Source organism: Niastella populi (assembly GCF_002078015.1).
In the GTDB taxonomy this organism is placed as follows: Bacteria; Bacteroidota; Bacteroidia; order Chitinophagales; family Chitinophagaceae; genus Niastella; species Niastella populi.
Map to the genome: position 1 here is coordinate 74778 of NZ_LWBP01000156.1, position 17175 is coordinate 91952.

The following is a 17175-nucleotide window of genomic DNA, read 5'->3' on the forward strand; positions in this document are numbered from 1 at the left end:
AGTGATGGTCGTTTATGATTGTCCAAAAATATGTTTCAATTGTTTTATTTCTTCTTCTGAAAGCATTTGATTTTTTAATTTTTTCCAGTTCCCGATATCTCTCAGCGCTTTTTCGAATTCGTAAAGGCTGAGCCCCTTGTTGCCCCAGGTAAAGCTGGGAATGAATTTGGGTGGAATGCCCTCGCCAAAAACGTTGGCGCAAATGCCTACCACGGTACCGGTATTGAAAGAGGTATTGATGGCCGCCCGGGAGTAATCGCCCATTATTAGTCCGCATTTCAACCCTACCCGCATGTAGTCGCGGCTATGGAAATGCCACACGCTCACGTCACTGGCCGTGTTCTTTATATTTGAATTGGAGGTTCCGGCACCCAGGTTGCACCACTCGCCTATCACCGAATCGCCCAAATAACCATCGTGGGCTTTATTTGAATAGCCGAGCAGAACAGTGTTTTTGACCTCGCCCCCGATCATGCTGTACGGACCAACAGTAGTAGCCCCGTACACTTTGGCGCCCATTTTTACCAGCGCGCCCTCGCCCATGGCAAAAGGCCCGCGGATAAGCGCTCCTTCCATGATCTCGGCATTCTTTCCAATATAAATAGGGCCGGTGGATGCATTCAGGACGCAATGATTCAGCATGGCCCCCGGTTCAATAAAGATATTGCCCGGGTTGGTGGTGAGAACCGTTTCCGGAATGGCAGCCGATTGCCGGTTTTTTGTAATCAATTGAAAATCTTCACGTAAGGCCCAATCATTCCATTGAAATATATGCCAGGGGTACTGCAGGATCTTTACCTGGCTGTAATCGGGCTCACCGGTAGGCTCGCCACTGGCATCGAAAATTGACTTAACAAAGCCGGCTGTTGGCAGAATATTGGCGGCAAAAACAATGGCGTCGGCAGGCGCCTGTTCGTTGCTTTTAAGTAAGGTTACAGGTCGCTGCAGCAATGCTTCCCATTTTTGCCTGATGGTGAGAATACCGATACGGATCTCGGCCGCATGGCGGGTTTGGGCAAAAGGAAAGAGGTGATCTGCCACTTCTTTATCGGAAAGGAATACCCGTTTGTTCATAGTTTTCTGTTTACAGTTCTCAGTTCATAGTTCACAGTTCATAGTTCACAGTTCATAGTTCACAGTTCATAGTTCACAGTTCATAGTTCACAGTTCATAGTTTCGGTGCCCGTTTCGCAGTTTCAACACATGGCTTTTAATGACTGGCCCTTTAAGGATGAGCGCCCAAACTTAATTCATTTTGCCCTTATCTACGTATGCACCCATATTTACACGACACCGCCGCATTTTTGGATGGTAGCGGCGGTCTGTTCTTGGTTGCACTGATAAATATCCTGTTTGCTCCGGTACGTTTTCTATTTGTTATGGTATGTTTTCTGTCAGCGCGAACACCACGCTGACAGATTTTGACCATTTTCTGTCAGCGCGAACACCACGCTGACAGATTTTGACCATTTTCTGTCAGCGCGAACATCGCGCTGACAGATTTCGGCCATTTTCTGTCAGCGCGAACACCGCGCTAACAGATTTCGACCTCGCGCTAACAGATTTGACCCAATTTCTGTCAGCGCAGACAATGCGCTAACACATTTCAGCTGTTTACTATCAGCACAAACACTGCGCTAACAGGTTTGGACCCATTTCAATTGACACCGGTGCTGTAACAGTTCCAATGGCCAGCAAAGTTTCCATGAAAAGCCCGGCAAAAACCAAAACTACCCGAAAAATGATGCCGGCAACAGGTAACGGTCCACGTTTCCGGTTTAAAAAAGATAAATCAACTAATCATGATAGCCTGCCGGAAGGCGAACAGTTGAAAGCAAACACCTGCAATGCAAAATGACCTGGCAATGGCCGGCAATACACAGGCAGCGTCATGAATTCGAAAAGCATCAACTGATAAGCAGCACACAGTTTATCAATTAACAATGCGCATTAATTAAAGCGAGACTTTAAACCGGGTGAAGTAATTCGGGAATACTTTATCACATTTATGAAATGTATAAATGACACAATTAGCCACGGGCATATTGTTCAGGAAAAAGCGCAATAAATACGAACAGGTGTAAGTATAATAAAACAATAGAAGCAGGAGTGCAGTGAGTTAAAGGAGTATTAACGAATGCCAGGCAATAAAACGAATTAATAGACGCGTTATTGAATTGTTGTAGAACAAAAATCCCCTTCCTTAGACAAGGAAAGGGAAAGTATAGCCATGAAAAACAAAAATGTTTGTATTGAAATTACGCTTTTTATTTTTTCTTTTCGTAACGTTTCTTGAATTTATCAATACGACCCGCTGTGTCTACCAGTACGTTCTGTCCGGTAAAGAAGGGGTGAGATGTGTTAGAAATTTCTAATTTGATCAGAGGGTATTCGTTACCATCTTCCCATTTAATGGTTTCTTTTGAGGGAGAAGTGGAACGGCTGAGGAAACTGTACCCGTTACTCATATCTTTAAATACTACGAACCGATAATTTTCGGGATGAAGTCCCTTTTTCATAACTCTTTGATTTTAATTGTGCACCGATTTTGCGGTACTACCTGTTTAAATGTATTTGTTATACTGGTTTTATCAGCAAAGCCGCAAAATTAGCTCTCCCTCATAACTCCGCCAAATTAAATTTTATTCCTGACTTTTTTAAATATTTATTAAAGATAATTGGAAAATTGATTAACTGGGGGGCAAAAATAATTTATTCAGGCAAGAAATTAAAAAAGAAAGCACCGGATCCATTTTATACCTGCTACGAGCACGTATAACCTGTATAACCCAATGCTTTCCGCTAGCCGCATTGAACCATTTTACCAGTCTACTGCGACTTTCTATACCTAAGATACTTATTATATTGTTTCTATTCCAAAAAAAAGGCCGTTATGTTTTGCACCTGTTCTGCACCATTTTATCCACACCCCCGGCCCCTAAAGGGGAGGAAGAGGATCAGGAACGCCTTCGGCTTTTACCTGTATTTGCTTTCAACTTGAGTTTTGCGGCTTACAGCTGTATTCGCTTTCCGCTTTTGCCTTTGGGCTTTAGCCTGTTTTTGCTTGCAGCTTGAGGCTCGCAGCTTGCAGCCTGTATTCCCTAACTCCTCATGTTCTCGTACTGCAACGGAATTCCCAGGGATGCTTCGCGGCAAAGTTTGATCACATCCTGCAGGTCGTCGATCTTTTTGCCGGTAACCCGTACAATATCGTCATTGATCGATGCCTGCACTTTCAGGCCCGAGTCCTTGATCAGTTTTACGATCTTTTTGGCGTCTTCCTGTTTCAATCCATTGCGTACAGCAACCTCCTGCTTGGTATACTTACCGCTCTGGTAAGCTTCTTTGCTAAGGTCAAACGCTTCGGGCGAAATGTTCTGTTTGTGCGCCCGGTTGATGAGTACATCGATCAACTGGCCCATCTTCATTGCATCTTCCGTTTCAATGTTGATCTTGAATTCTTTTTTATCGAGATTGATCACCACGTGCGAACCTTTAAAATCGAACCGGTTGGTGATCTCCTTGGTGGTAACATTCACTGCATTGTCCAGTGCCTGTCCATCCACTTTACTTACAATGTCAAACGAAGGCATAGCGATAGTTTAATGTGCTTAAAAGTATACGAAGCACGAAAATAAGCAATGTTAATGTGATAATTCGATAATGTGATAATGTGATAATGAAATTGGGTGGGTGCTTCGTAACAGCTTTGGTGATATTAAAGTTAATGTGATAGTTCGATAATCCAGCAGGGCGTTACAGGTTGTGCTAATGAATACAGTTTTGTGGATGCTTTTGCGCGAGCCTGTATTCCATTGGCTAATTATCACATTAGCTAATTATCGAATTAATTTTGCCCCCCTCCTGCCCGGTTCTGTTCTTCAGTAGCCCCGGTATTTCTTTTTCTTGCCTGCGCTACCGACGATTTTCCAAACCGGTAACTGAACGTGGCTGTAATATTTCTATTATCCCACCGGTTGAAAATGCTTACATCTATATCGCTGTATAAAGTGCGCCCCCTGAACTGCTGCCAGTGGAACGGGTCGCGTACATTCAGGCGCAGCGTGCCCTTACCCTTTATGATCGCTTTCTGAACCCCGAGGTTCATAAAGTACATAGGGTCGGCAATGGTCAGCTGTTCGATGGTTTTGCCCCGGTAAAAACCGCTCACTTCCCCACTCCATCCTTTTTTAAAGCTAAAAGTGTTGCTTATGTTCACCAGGGCCGAAGTATAGCTGATGTCTATAGGATCGTTGTTACCAGTGAATGAATTAAAATAAACGCCTTCATAACGGTTGTTGAATACGTTTACAAAGAGGTTCACATTCCAGTTCTTTACCACGGTGAACGGCGCATTTATAGCCAGCCCTATATTCTTGAACCGCGCTACGTTATCGGTTGTAAGAAAAGTGATCCTTTTTTCGGTATTCTGTTTTAATAACTGTGAAATTACATCGTCTGTGATCGTATAATTGATGGTTGTGGTAAACCGCCCTTTTAGGGTATGCCGCAGTTCAATATTATTAGCGTATTGCGGCAACAGGTATGGGTTGCCCTGGCGGTATTGTAACGAATCGAGGAACCAGATGAACGGGTTCAGGTCCTGGTAATTGGGCCGCTCTATACGCCGGCCGTATGATAACGTGAACGAATGATTTTTGCTGGCTTCATAGTTCACATACATGGTTGGGAACAAACTGGTGTAATTCCGGGTAAAGTTGCTGTCATTGGTTACCTGATTTCCCCTGGCTATCGTATTTTCTGCACGCAGGCCCACCTGCCCGCTCCATTTCTTCCATTTTTTATTAAGGCTTACATAGCCTGCATTTATGTTCTCGCGGTATATGAAGTGGTTCGAACGGTCATCGGGTTGAATGGTGCCGTTATCGCTGCGTTCATAAATTACTTCATTGTCGTTTTTTACATAGCTTACCTTAAACCCCGCATCAAAACGCAGGTTGTTTTTAAGCGGATGCACATAGTCGGCCTTCGCTGAATAAATATTGATGAGGCCGGGGATATCGCCAAACAGGGCGAGGTTACCAAGCGTATTGCCGCCATAGCCATCATAAATGGTTGTAAGCAGCGTGGTTTTTGCGTTATTGCTGTATCCTATATAATCCAGGTCGGCAGTAAGTTCACGGCCTGTTGAATCGAAAGTGTGTTTGTAATTGAAGTTGGCTGAATAATTAAAGAAATTATTCCTGTTGGTGGTATTGGATTCCAGCACCTGTTCAATAGTGCCGTCGGGCCGGCTGATGGCCTGTACGCTGTACGGGGCGGGACGGCCAAAAAATCCAAAGCCATTCAACACCACGCCGAAGATGTTCTTTTTATCGGCATAATAATCGAAGCCAGCTTTTAATGTCTGGTTATTATTGCGAAAATTAAAATCGGTTCGTGAAGAGGATGTGGAGTTCAATGAACCGTCCTTCTCGAAGAAGCGGCGGGTAAGTTCAAGACTTCCTTTTCCATCGCGATAGTTGTAGTTATAGTTGGCGAACAGGTTCCATTTGCCTTTACGGTAATTGAGGTTGACACTGGTGGTGGAACGTAAAGGCGCGTACCAGGTATCGCGACGTTTGAATATACCTACCGTTCCGCCCAGGGTTATACTGCCATTCAACCCTTCGGTAAGGCTTTTCTTTGTTTTTATATTGATGATGCCCGAATTGCCACTGGCATCGTACCGGGCGGGCGGATTGGTCATGATCTCTATTTGATCGAGCGCCGATGCCGGCAGGTTCTTCAGTACATTGGCGAGGTCGGCCGGTGACAAATAAGTGGGTTTGCCATCGAGCATGATACGCACCCCCTGTTTGCCTTTTAAACTTATTTCGCCTTCATTACTAACGGTAACGCCGGGCGATTTCTCCAATACTTCAAGCGCCGATGCGCCGGCATTGGTAGGCGCCGCTTCTACATTCACTACCATTCGATCGATCTTGTTTTCAATAAGCGGCCTTTTACCGGTTACTGTAACAGCGCCCAACGTTTTGGCCGCAGATCTTTGTAATTGAAAGGAAGGTAATTTAAAAAGTGATGTACCTGAAACCGTAAAACGTTTGCTGTTTGTTTTGTTAAAGCCAACCGCGGTAACGATCACAAAATATTCGCCTTCGGTAAGGTTGTCAAATTCGAAAAGTCCGTATTTGTCGCTCACAGCCACTTTTACCAGCGATGAATCTTTTGCCCGCTGCAATGAGGCCGTTGCCGATTCAACGGCTTGTGCATCGGTATCGGTTACTACGCCGCTGATTTTGCCCGACTTATTTTGTGCTGAAACTACAGTTGAAAGAAAACATAATAAACCCATTAACCATGTAGATCTGTTTTTCATGTGCTATTATTGAAGGGTGCTAACGGTGGAATCTCTGGTGCAAATTGCGATGTAACGAGGGAATTAAAAAACGATTAATGATAATCAGTTTGAATTGCCTACAGGGGGGCTATATTCAGTACCAATACACCAACGGAAAATAATCGGGAAGAAAGGTAGGGTATTGAAAGGTTGATCGGGGGGTAACATTTTTTGGGGTTATTGATCTACACTCTGTTCAACAGCTATAGTTTATAGCAAAAGTAAAGGCCCCATGGAAATGGGGCCTCGTTAACCAAAACTAACTGCTTATGAGAAAAACTGTATGACTGCTATTTATGAAAAAAGATTATTTACTTAATTACTTGTTCGTTACATATAAGAAATTCCACATCCTACCAGGTACATCAGTGCTATTGCTATTAGTATTATCTTTCTCATTGTCCATTCTGTTTTAATTATTGCCGCTTTATTATAAGACGCTTAAAAGGAAAAAAGGTTTCATCGTTTACTGTTAAAAAAAACTAAAATGCTTTTATTACTTTATCTTTCTTTTCAAACAGCTATCAGTACCTATTCAGAAATTGTGCCACGGTAACGTAAGGGTTTCTTAAAATGTTTTTAATATCCTGTTACCTTCCGTGCTGTCCTCTTTCCTATTTATGACTTGTTGATCGCCTGTTGGTTTAACCAATTTACCAAAGATGTTTGTTAACTATCTGTTATTGGGCTGAAGGCTGAATGCTGAACGCTTAACGCCAGTTTCCGAAAAATCATCTTCCCGTATAATTTCAAACAGCTATGAAGTTCGGGAATTAGCCTTCCGCGTTTAATTTCCCATATTCACGCGGTTTTGCTCATCGCTGGCGCCGCCTTTTTTACGCTGGCCATTGGTGCTTTTAATAGGTTTGCCAAAGCGATAGGTGAATGTCAGGTTGGCAACCCGGGTATCGCGTGTATTGCGGAAACGCGCTTCGGTCTTTTTGAAATTGATATCTCCATTGGGTACCTGGGTATAGAGGATGTCACGCACATTCAGCTTCACGGTGCCTTTACCCTTCAATACCTGCTTTGAAACACCTGCCGCCAGCTGGCCCATTGGTTCCATTAATATTTGTCCGTCAACGCCCCTGCTTCTGTACCAACCGCTTACTTCAGCGCCCCAGCCTTTTTTGAAGCTCAACTGGTTATTTATATTCATTTGTAATGTACCGGCCGATACATCCAGGTCTTCGCCATATAAGTTACCCGAGTAACGGGTATAACTATAGTTGGTATACACCATGGTGGTAAGCCATTGGGCAAAACGGATCTGTGCATTCACGGCCATACCATAATTCTCCCGGCGGCCGATATTGCCTCTTCTTACGATGGTGGCTTTATCGAGCTGATCGAAGGTTTCGTTGAAAAGATCTTCCGTTAAACTATAATTGAGCGTGGTGGTCAATTTGCCTTTATAGATATGGGTTAGTTCGAAATTGTTCGAGAACTGTGGCCGCAGGTACGGGTTCCCCTGTTCGTAAGTGAAAGGGTCAATATAGAACAAGAACGGGTTCAGGCTTTGATAACCGGGCCGGTCGATACGGCGGCCATACGATAACCCGAACTGATTATTCTTATCGGCGCCATAACTGAGATACACAGTCGGGAACCAGCTGTTATAGGTACGTTTAAAAGAAGAGTCGCTTTTTGTCGGGTTGCCATGCTGGTGCCCTTTATAGTTCGTATTCTCAAAACGCAGACCGGTTTGTAAACCCCATTTTTTTGTGAACTGTTTGTTGAGGCTGATATACGCAGCATTGATGTTTTCTTTGTAATCGAAAAAGTTTGTTTTTCCGTAATCGGTCACCCACTCGTCGCCGTTGTAGCTGTACAAATAGTAGTTGGCCTTGTTTTCAGTTTGCACATAGCTGGTTTTCCAGCCGGCTTCAATTTTTGCATCGCCTTTCAACGGATGGGTATAGTCCATCTTGGCAGCGTAAATGTTCACGGAAACCGGCAGTACACCCTGTATTTGTTCTTCTCTTTTCTTTATCCAGTTTGGTTCGAAAGTGGTATTTACAAAATGCTGGTTGTTCGAGTTATCGTAAACGATATAATCGAGGTCGGCGGTGAGCTCGCGGCCGGTTGAATCGAACTGGTGACGCATATTCAGGTTAACGCTGGCATTTTTCCAGGTGCCTTTAATATTTGAGCCGGCGGTTACGATAGAGTCAACCACATAAGCGGCATCTTTCAAATAACTGGTATTGTGGTTGACACTGCTTTCCGGATTATAAGCGCCGCTCAATACAATACCAAAGGTGGTTTTATTGGTTACATAGTAATCCATACCCAGCTTCAGGTTATTGCTCATATTTCGTCTTTTCATAAAAGCTACCTGTTCAAAAATGGCGTCGGTTGATCCGTCATCATTTTTATAGCGGCGGAAGATCTCCAGTTCCTGGAAGTTGTTATTGCGGTTGAAACTGTATGAACTGAACAGGTTCACCTTACCGTTGCGGTAGTTAAGGCTGAGGCTTTCATTGGTTTTGAAATATACGCCCTGTCCTGCCCCGGCGCTCAGGTTGCCGTTAAAGCCTTTTATTTTATTCTTTTTGGTTTTGATATTGATGATACCGGCGTTACCGGCGGCATCGAATTTTGCGGGCGGGTTGGTCATGATCTCGATCTGTTCCAGTTGTGACGCCTGCATACCTTTTAACATATTGGCCAGTTCGGCGCCACTTATGTAGGATGGGCGGCCATCGATAAGCACGATCACATTCTGTTTGCCCTTCAGGCTGATATTGCCGTCTTTATCAACCTGTACACCGGGCGATTTTTCAAGCGCTTCGAGGGCATTGGCGCCGGTATTGCTTATAAAGGCGTCAACATTCACCACCATACGGTCGATCTTTTGTTCAACCAAAGGCTTTTTGGCGCTTATGGTCACCGCTTTCAGGTCCTTGGTTTTCGGGCTGAGCACGAATGCGGCCAGTTCGGTAACTGCCCTGTCGGGCGAGATGGTAAAAGGCGCCGAATATTGTTTTTCATAACCTACGGCTGATACCGATACCAGGTACCTGCCCTGCGGCGGGTTATCGAACGAATACCGGCCGTCCTGGTCGGTTACCGACATCTTCACCACACTTGAATCCTTAGCCTTTAAAAGGGTTATGGTGGCCGCTGATAAGGCTGTTTGGTTGGTTGCGCTTACTTTTCCGCTAAGCTTTACTTCAGTTCTAGTTTGCGCCCTGCTTATAAAGGACACTGTTAACAGTAAGATTATAAACAGGTTGTAATGCTTTCTCATGGTTCTTTTATTGGTTGTGAATACTTTGCTTAATAGATTACAGTTCAAAAGTAGGTACTATGCAATCTAAAGTACCTGATTTTGTGTCTGCCGGTTGTTTTTACTGATATCCGGAAATAACAGGTATGCAGGTAGGACGTATTGCCGGTCCCGGAGTTACAGTAACATGGTGGTTTGGGATGAATGGCGGGAAAGCCGGTTAGCCGGCTGTTCAGTTGTTCAGTTGTTCAGTTGTTCAGTTGTTCAGTTGTTCAGTTGTTCAGTTATTCAGTTGTTCAGTTATTCAGTTATTCAGTTATTCAGTTATTCAGTTATTCAGTTATTCAGTTATTCAGTTATTCGGTTCCGGGTTTGGGGTGCAGGCAGGCAGCGGTGCGGCACTGATATCATAAAAAAAGCCCCTGCTATTTGCAGAGGCCAGTTATTTGATGCGGGTTCATGTTAAACTTTCGCGGTGTCGCTTTTGGACATGTGTTTTTTCTTCATAAAATAATATATAGCAGCGCCCGTGATGATCAATGCCACCGCAATGATCTCGGCCTGTGTGGGATGGAACCCAAAAATATCATACTTGGTATTCACGCGGATCTTTTCCACAAAAAAGCGTTCTATTCCATTTACGATAAGATAAACGCCGAACAGGGTGCCTGGTACCTTCATCTTTTTCCTGAGCGACCATAAGAACAGGAACAATAACAAGCTGACCACCGTTTCATAGAACGGGGTGGGAAAAACCGGTATGGGCAACTGGTTACAGAACTGCTCTTCGGTACAACCCGGAATGGGCGCACCTTCATTTACCACGTTATGCGGGTAAGAATAAGCAAATAGCCAGTTGGGCAACCAGCCTGGCGCTTTTACCGAAGCATGTGGTATTTCTGAAACATTATTTACCTGGAAAGTTCTTAAATATAAACTGCTATGCGCCTGTAATGTATTTTGAAACCGGGTGCTGTCTACAAGTTCAACTTTCGACTTATTGCCGGGCACCGTTACATAGGCGCTGTTCAGAATGCCCCAGTCGCCATCGCCGGCCACCTGGCAGCCGATACGGCCCAAAGCATAAGCCAGGATAAGCGCCGGCGCCATGGAGTCGCACAAATGACGGAAGGAGATCTTGTGTTTACGGGTATAGAACCAGATGGCAACGGCGGCAGTGATCAAACCACCGTAAAAGGTTAAGCCGCTGAAGGATAACAATGCCTCCACCGGGTTCTCTTTGAAGTCATTCCAGTTCTCGAGGTTATGAAATATTTTGGCGCCCAGAAAGCCGAACAGGGCGGCATAGATCACCAGGTCTCCTACCCTGTCGTGCGGCCAGATGCGAATGGTGCGCTCTTCGGGCTTATCGAGTTTTTGTTTTTGCTTTTCCCACCATTTCAAACCGGCAAACAATACGCCGAGGGCAATACCCACCGGCCAGTTGCCTTCTGAAGAAAATATAAATTGCTGCGGATCTGCGGTTGCCTTGCTGTCTGACAGAAATAAACCAATGATCTTGTATCCCAGTAAAAAGCCCAGCAGGAAGTTCAGCAACAATTCGCTCATACTGGCCTGCTTCCCCACCACCATTTTCACTTCCTGAAAAGAAAGCAAACCCATCCTTTCCTTGCGTTTTAATTCCAGAGTTAAAACATACGCAGCTGCTAAAAAAGACAGTGCAACAAAAAAACCGAAGGAATTAATAAAACGAAGTCCGTTCCAGTTAACACCAAAAAGATCCTTAAAAGCGTAATATAGGTTGGGATACATGTATCAGGAATAGATTTTATCTATCAATTATTTAAATAAAGGTGCAATGATAAGAAAACCAATCGGCAATTGGCAATTTGCAATTGCTTAAAATATGCGAAACGCCCGATTGTTGGCGGTTATTGTCTGTTACCAATTGGCATTTGCCTGGTAAAGCAAAAACCCTCTCAGGAATGAGAGGGTTCATCACTATGAACAAAGCTGAATTAATCAGCTAAGAAATTTAACAATATTCTTCAAATGCCGCTATCAGGTTGTGAGCGATCAGCTGGGCCGGACGGCCTTCGATCATATGCCTTTCGATAAAGTGAACCAGCTGGCCATCTTTGAAGAGGGCTATGGCCGGTGAAGATGGCGGATAAGGCATCAAATGCTCGCGCAACTTCTTTACAGCATCAACATCATATCCTGCAAAGCTGGTTGTTAAATGATCAGGCTTTTTTGCGCTGTTGTTTACAGCCATCAATACGCCGGGACGGGCAGAACCTGCCGAGCAACCACATACCGAATTGATCATTACCAGGGTTGTTCCTTTTAAACTTATTTGATTATCAACATCTTCGGGGGTTAACAGCTCCTGAAAGCCGTTGTCTGTCAACTCCTCTTTCATTGGAAGTACTATTTCTGTTGGATACATTCTACTATTTTTTAATTGAAACGCAAAACTACGTAAAAAGTTTATTTATACCCCAGATCGGAATTTATGTCAGCTAAAAATGAGCCTGGCTGCAATAATGTCTTGTTGCCTGGTTCGTTTTCTGTCAAATCGTTCGCGAAACCGGGGCTTTTATGCAATGGTACGCCGTTTGGGAATAGGTAGTCGTACTTCAAAATTTAAAAAACAATAAAAATTATAATTATGACAGTCAGACTGCACCATCCCGCCCGCAAATCATTCGATACTGTAGTGGATGATTTCTTTAATTCAATTCCCGGTTTATGGAATGACGGCTACAGCGGCATTAACCTGGCACCAGTGAACATCTCCGAATCGGCCAGTGGTTTCAACCTCGATGTGAGCGTGCCCGGTATCAATAAAGAAGATATTAAGGTGAATATCGAAAAGGGTTTACTCACCATCAGCTACGAGAAAAAGGAAGAACAAAAGGCCGAAGATGTAAAAAACATTCGCCGCGAGTTCAGCCATCGCAGCTTCAAGCGTAGTTTTACCATAGCCGATCAGATCGATGCTGAAGCTATTCAGGCTAAATACGAAAATGGCATCCTGAAGCTGTTCCTGCCTAAAAAAGAGCAGGTCAAAGACACCCCTAAGCAGGTTGTGGTTCAATAATAAAGTAAAAGAAATATTAAATTTTAAGTTTCATAAGCAGTTGGTTTTGGTTTAGATGACCATCCGCCGTTTGGTGGATGGTTTTTTTTGCGTTTTATCCTAACTTCGGCCCCCATGAGAGAACTCACCTCCTGTATCCGAAAGACGTTGGGATTGATCGTACTGTGTATCTTCTCCGGTTTATGGTCCTTTGCTCAGGACCGGCAGCCGGGCGATACCGCATTCCAGGGCCATAAGCATATCGACACTATTCCGTTTATTGTCGACTCTGCCGAGGTGGCCCTGCGTATAAAGAATCTCAATCCTTACTTTACCCTGCACGTTGATTCCACGCTGGCATACAAACTGGAGATCAATAAAGATCAATCGAAATATTACTGGTTCCTGCGCAACCCGCCGGTGGGCCTTCGTATAAATAAGGACAATGGCTTACTCTCCTTTAAAGTTGAAAAGTCATTTTTCCTTTCAGGTAAGCTGAAATATGATTATCAATACAAGGTGAATGTAGGGGTGCAGAACCTCGAAGTGCCCAACGATCACGTAGATACTTCCTTCTATATCACCTTTTATAATACCGATATCATTCAATCGAGAGTTAAACCTACTATCGGTTCAACCGTAGTGATCGATGAGGGCGATACGGTAGCATTTAAAATACTTTGCGAGAACGGCAACTTCCCAATCGAAAACATCACTTTTTTTTCAAATTTGCCGGTAAAAGGCGCCACCCTGGTAAAAAAGTGTGATGATGATTTTATATGGTCGCCATCATTTGATTTTGTAAAGGAAAGCGACCCCGGCAAGGAACGCACGGTAGTTTTAAGTTTTGTTGGGGCCAATAAATTTATGGTGCGCGATACCGCCCAGGTTAAAATTGTGGTAAAGGATGCGCTGAACTATCCATTGACCTTAGAGGATTATAAACTCACCGTAAATGTGATCAATAGCTATGTGCTTCGTTTGAAATATACCTTCCTGATGCTTGACAAAGGGGTAAAGAACACTAAATCGACCCGCACCACTTTTGATATTACCGGTTCTACCACCGCTTTAACCGGAAGCATTTTGTCTTCATCCAAGGGCGCCAATGAACAGAGTATCGGAAAGGTACTTCCGAGTGTGGGCGTTTCGCTGGTTCCGGTAAAAGAGGCCGTTGCGCCGCAGAAGGTTACCGAAATGAACCAGGCCTCACAGGTGAGAACGGCGATCAAAAGGCTGGAATATATGGTGAGCGACAATGCCCTGGTGGGTGAACGCGATCCCGATATTGCCCGCAAAACAGCCAAACTGAAAGAAGAATTAAAACAGATGCAGGTTCAGCTGGTTGATATACCCATTGAAATAACCAGCGAAATGAGCGAGAAGGAACTGAACCAGTATTTTAACAGTCCGAAGGTTTTGAAAAAGTACCGGGTAAAGAGATAATTAGCTAATGTACTAATGGAATACAGGTAATGTGGGTGCTGCGCATGTGCAATTGATTAATGTGCTAATTTGATAATTCGATAGTCAAATAATAAAAAATCCCCCGGACAAGAGTCGGGGGATTTTTTTATAGTATTGTAATTATCACATTATCGAATTATCACATTATTTTTCACAAACCTTCCGCCGTGTATCAATCAGGAAATGGATCTTCCAGCCGTCTTCGAGCCTTACCAGGTGAAAAGAATTGACGCCGCAATGGCGGAACTTGCCTTTGTAATAGAACTCGTAGGGCGTCCATACCACAGCAAGCGGGCCATCGATAAGAATAGTGCCGAACTGAATGCGTTCATCGGCCTCCCCTGATTTCTGCTGACCGGTAATTTTTACAAAGTCGGCGAACTTTTCGCTTCGTACATACACCTTCTTCTTCTTATTGGTAGCAACGGTGTTCAGGATGGGCTCGGCGGTAAATGCAGATTTCAGCACCGTGGTATCGGCGTTCTTCATGCCTTCAAACAACCGGTTAATGGTGGCTTTCACCGAATCTTCCGTTGTTGGGGAATCTTCGGTTGTTGGGGCCTTCGCCTCTTCCTGCGCCCGCACTGCGCCTGTTATGGCCGTAAGTATCGTAAATAATATTGCAAATCGTTTCATGTAATAACTTAACGAGATCGGTGAACTAATATCCTAAAATCTTCAACATGCTTTGAGCGGTTTGCTCTTTCGCATACACCCAGTCCACCAATTTACCGTTTTTATCGTGACCGACAATAACGTGTTTGGGCGACGGAATAAGGCAGTGTTTAATACCGCCGTAACCGCTGATCTGGTCCTGGTAAGCGCCGGTATGGAAAAACCCTACGTACAGGGGCTCGCCATTATTAAGCTTTGGCAGGAACACCTCGTTGATATGTTCCTCCGAGTCGTAATAGTCGTGGCTGTCGCAGGTGATACCGCCCAGCACCACACGCTGGTATTCCTGGTCCCATTTATTAACGGGCAGCATCAGGAACTTTTCTCCAATACCCCAGGTATCGGGTAATGTGGTGATGAACGATGAATCGATCATATACCAGATCTCACGATCGTTCTGGGTTTTTTGTCCGATTACGCTGTAAATATGCGCCATGCTCTCCCCTACGGTATAGCTGCCGAATTCGGTGAAGATGTGCGGCATCTGTACATTGTTCTTTTTGCAGGCTTTTTTGATGTTGCCTACAATTTCATTGATCATGAACTGGTAGTCGTATTCAAAACCAAGCGAGTGTTTGATGGGGAAACCGCCGCCGATATTGATAGAATCGAGTTCAGGGCATATTTTCTTAAGCTGGCAATACAGGTTGATCACCTTGTTGAGCTCACTCCAGTAATAGATATCATCCTTGATACCTTTGTTGAGGAAGATGTGAAGCATCTTCAACTGGAAACGGTCTTCATTGCCTTCAATTTTATCAACGTAGAACTCCAGCACGTCCCTGGCACGGAAACCGAGGCGGGAAGTATAGAACGGGAATGTCGGTTCTTCTTCCGCCGCTACCCTGATGCCGAGTTTGAAAGGAACTTTTACCGATTTTTTATATTGCTGCAGTTCTTCTCTGTTATCGAGGATGGGCACCACATTCTTGAAGCCGGTGTTCAGCAGGTTGGCTATGCGGCTGGTGTAGGTCTTTTGTTTATACCCGTTGCAAATGATGAATGTGTCCTTGGTGATCTTTTTTCGGGCGTACAGCTTTTTGATTATCTCGATATCGTAAGCGTAAGATGTTTCGAGATGAATATCGTGTTTCAGCGCCTCTTCAACCACAAACGAAAAGTGGGAGCTTTTGGTGCAATAGCAATAGTTGTATTCACCTTCGTACCTGTGCTTTTTGATAGCGTTGGCAAACATCTTTTTTGCCTTTTTGATCTGCATACCGATCTTGGGAAGATAGGTAAGTTTCATGGGCGTGCCATATTTGGCTATAAGCGATTTGAGCTCGAGCCCGTTGAAATGCAGATAGCTGTCTTTTACATCGAACCCTTCCTGGGGAAAGTTAAAGGTCTGGTGCACCAGGTCGGTGTACGAGTTATTCATGTACTGGTTCAGGTTGCTGATGGCTGTGAATTTTAATGGTCAGAAAAAGTTGTACCCAAACTGAAAAAAAATTATTGCAAAAGTAATCGTTTGAACAATTTTTCAAATAAAAAAACATGCCGGGACAAAAATTGTCAATATGTTGTTAGTTGCCGGATTCCGGTTACCGGTTGCCGGGTACCGGGGGTAAATTCCTGAACCGCTATAGGTGGGAACAGGTCTTTGTTGATGTGGCCATTTTCTTCCCGGCCATCCCGGTCCTGAACCCTGCAGCGTTGTTAAGTAAATGTTACTTAAAAAAAAACGGGTGCCTTTTAAAAGACACCCGTGATATATTGTTTGCTTTTGCAAGCTTATTTTACAGAAGCGATCAGGTTCTTGAAAGTCTCAGGCTCATTCATAGCCAGGTCGGCCAGGATCTTACGATCGAGGGTGATACCTTTCACGTTCAATTTGTGAATGAACTCAGAGTATGTTAAACCTTCGGCGCGTACAGCGGCATTGATACGTGCGATCCACAGTGCGCGGTATTCTCTTTTCTTTAATTTACGGCCTACATATTTATATTGCAGACCTTTCTCCATTACGTTTTTCGCAACGGTATATACATTTTTACGTTTGCCGTAGTAACCTTTGGCGGCTTTCAGAATCCTCTTGCGGCGTGCCCGTGATGCTACAGCATTTACTGAACGTGGCATATCTTAATAATTTGAAAATTTAAAATTGGTTAAAGGGGACGGGTTTACTTCAGTCTCAGCAAACGCTTAACGAAGTCAACATTGGATTTGTGTACAACACCATCTTTGTTGAGTTTGCGTTTACGGCGATTAGACTTTTTGGTAAGAATGTGACGCTTGAAGGATTTCTGATGCGTGATCTTTCCGGTGCCGGTTACTTTAAATCTTTTTTTGGCACTCGAGTTTGTTTTAACCTTTGGCATAAGTTAAATACCTTTTCTTGTGATACCCTGCTGGCGCTCCCGAACTGACGGGAAACTTTTTGGGCCTTGTGGGCAA

Annotated in this window: 14 protein-coding genes; 3 read left to right on the forward strand and 11 right to left on the reverse strand. The window is 44.1% G+C overall.

What is annotated here, in order from left to right; translation table 11 throughout:
- Positions 1 to 12: 12 nt before the first annotated feature.
- Positions 13 to 1074 (reverse strand): putative sugar nucleotidyl transferase, encoded by a 1062-nt coding sequence (locus A4R26_RS14015; RefSeq protein WP_081164383.1) that lies wholly within the window; start codon positions 1072 to 1074, stop codon positions 13 to 15.
- Between the two features lie 613 nt (positions 1075 to 1687).
- On the opposite strand from A4R26_RS14015, the gene A4R26_RS34975 reads away from it, so the two are divergent.
- Positions 1688 to 1858, forward strand: a complete 171-nt coding sequence (locus tag A4R26_RS34975) for a hypothetical protein (protein WP_165760266.1) — start codon at positions 1688 to 1690, stop codon at positions 1856 to 1858.
- Positions 1859 to 2267: 409 nt separating this feature from the next.
- Here the strand turns inward: A4R26_RS34975 and A4R26_RS14020 are convergent, their stop codons facing one another.
- From A4R26_RS14020 to A4R26_RS14055, 6 genes are all read right to left on the reverse strand, one after another.
- Positions 2268 to 2519, reverse strand: coding sequence for a type B 50S ribosomal protein L31 (locus A4R26_RS14020; RefSeq protein ID WP_081148966.1), 252 nt, complete (start codon positions 2517 to 2519; stop codon positions 2268 to 2270).
- A 582-nt stretch (positions 2520 to 3101) separates the two neighbouring features.
- Complete coding sequence (locus A4R26_RS14030) at positions 3102 to 3593, reverse strand: YajQ family cyclic di-GMP-binding protein (RefSeq protein ID WP_081164385.1); 492 nt, start codon at positions 3591 to 3593, stop codon at positions 3102 to 3104.
- A gap of 254 nt (positions 3594 to 3847) precedes the next feature.
- A complete protein-coding gene (locus A4R26_RS14035; RefSeq protein ID WP_081164386.1) occupies positions 3848 to 6340 on the reverse strand; it encodes a TonB-dependent receptor domain-containing protein in 2493 nt (830 codons plus the stop codon).
- 808 nt (positions 6341 to 7148) lie between these two features.
- Positions 7149 to 9614, reverse strand: a complete 2466-nt coding sequence (locus tag A4R26_RS14040) for an outer membrane beta-barrel family protein (RefSeq protein ID WP_081164387.1) — start codon at positions 9612 to 9614, stop codon at positions 7149 to 7151.
- A gap of 441 nt (positions 9615 to 10055) precedes the next feature.
- Positions 10056 to 11366 (reverse strand): prolipoprotein diacylglyceryl transferase, encoded by a 1311-nt coding sequence (locus A4R26_RS14050; RefSeq protein ID WP_081164389.1) that lies wholly within the window; start codon positions 11364 to 11366, stop codon positions 10056 to 10058.
- A 223-nt stretch (positions 11367 to 11589) separates the two neighbouring features.
- Positions 11590 to 12003 (reverse strand): BrxA/BrxB family bacilliredoxin, encoded by a 414-nt coding sequence (locus A4R26_RS14055; protein WP_081164390.1) that lies wholly within the window; start codon positions 12001 to 12003, stop codon positions 11590 to 11592.
- A gap of 222 nt (positions 12004 to 12225) precedes the next feature.
- On the opposite strand from A4R26_RS14055, the gene A4R26_RS14060 reads away from it, so the two are divergent.
- Positions 12226 to 12657 carry an Hsp20/alpha crystallin family protein gene (locus A4R26_RS14060; protein ID WP_081164391.1) on the forward strand — a complete coding sequence of 144 codons (432 nt, stop codon included), beginning with the start codon at positions 12226 to 12228 and terminating at the stop codon, positions 12655 to 12657.
- A gap of 114 nt (positions 12658 to 12771) precedes the next feature.
- Complete coding sequence (locus tag A4R26_RS14065) at positions 12772 to 14082, forward strand: hypothetical protein (protein ID WP_081164392.1); 1311 nt, start codon at positions 12772 to 12774, stop codon at positions 14080 to 14082.
- 165 nt (positions 14083 to 14247) lie between these two features.
- Here A4R26_RS14065 and A4R26_RS14070 read toward each other — a convergent pair whose 3' ends face one another.
- The 4 genes from A4R26_RS14070 to rpmI all read right to left on the reverse strand — a co-directional run bounded on the left by A4R26_RS14070 (position 14248) and on the right by rpmI (position 17099).
- On the reverse strand, positions 14248 to 14739 hold the full coding sequence (locus A4R26_RS14070; protein ID WP_081164393.1) for a nuclear transport factor 2 family protein: 492 nt from the start codon (positions 14737 to 14739) through the stop codon (positions 14248 to 14250).
- 25 nt (positions 14740 to 14764) lie between these two features.
- The gene (locus A4R26_RS14075) at positions 14765 to 16159 is read right to left on the reverse strand and encodes a type III PLP-dependent enzyme domain-containing protein (RefSeq protein ID WP_081164394.1); all 1395 of its coding nucleotides are present in this window, start codon (positions 16157 to 16159) and stop codon (positions 14765 to 14767) included.
- A gap of 353 nt (positions 16160 to 16512) precedes the next feature.
- The gene (gene rplT / locus A4R26_RS14080) at positions 16513 to 16857 is read right to left on the reverse strand and encodes a 50S ribosomal protein L20 (protein WP_081164395.1); all 345 of its coding nucleotides are present in this window, start codon (positions 16855 to 16857) and stop codon (positions 16513 to 16515) included.
- 44 nt (positions 16858 to 16901) lie between these two features.
- Positions 16902 to 17099 carry a 50S ribosomal protein L35 gene (gene rpmI, locus A4R26_RS14085; protein WP_081164396.1) on the reverse strand — a complete coding sequence of 66 codons (198 nt, stop codon included), beginning with the start codon at positions 17097 to 17099 and terminating at the stop codon, positions 16902 to 16904.
- Positions 17100 to 17175: the final 76 nt, after the last annotated feature.